Origin of the sequence: Bacillus sp. Nf3, assembly GCF_003028545.1 — a bacterium.
GTDB classification, from domain to species: Bacteria; Bacillota; Bacilli; order Bacillales; family Bacillaceae; genus Bacillus; species Bacillus safensis.
Map to the genome: position 1 here is coordinate 1 of NZ_PYUA01000137.1, position 507 is coordinate 507.

At 66.3% G+C, this 507-nt stretch carries 1 protein-coding gene; it reads left to right on the forward strand.

What is annotated here, in order from left to right; all coding sequences use genetic code 11:
• Positions 1-507: fimbria/pilus outer membrane usher protein (locus C9414_RS19985; protein WP_142398100.1), on the forward strand; the 507-nt coding region annotated here is incomplete at both ends.

Below are 507 nucleotides of genomic sequence, written 5' to 3' on the forward strand. Positions count from 1 at the left end.
GTGTGGCCTTCACCGGTGCGCGCGTGGCCACCGACGAACGCATGCTGCCCGATTCACTGCGCGGGTACGCCCCAGTGGTGCGCGGCATCGCGCAGAGCAATGCCAAGGTCACCGTACGCCAGAACGGCGGGGTGCTGTATGAAACCGCGGTGGCTCCTGGCCCGTTCGTCATCGACGATCTGTATCCCACCAGCGGCGGCGGTGACCTGGATGTCACGGTGACCGAAGTGGATGGCCGTGAAGAGCGCTTCACCGTCTCGTTCTCGGCCGTACCGCAGGCGCTGCGCGAGGGGAACCAGCGCTTCAGCGTGACCGCAGGCGCACTGCGCGATACCGGTCTTGCACAGGATCAACTGCGCTTTGCTGAAGCCACCTATGCGCGCGGCCTCAGCAACCACGTCACCCTGCTGGGCGGCGTGCAGGTGGCCGACGATTTCCAATCGGGGCTGCTGGGCGCTGCGTTCAACACGCCCTTTGGCGCCATCGGTGCCGATATCACCCATGCCC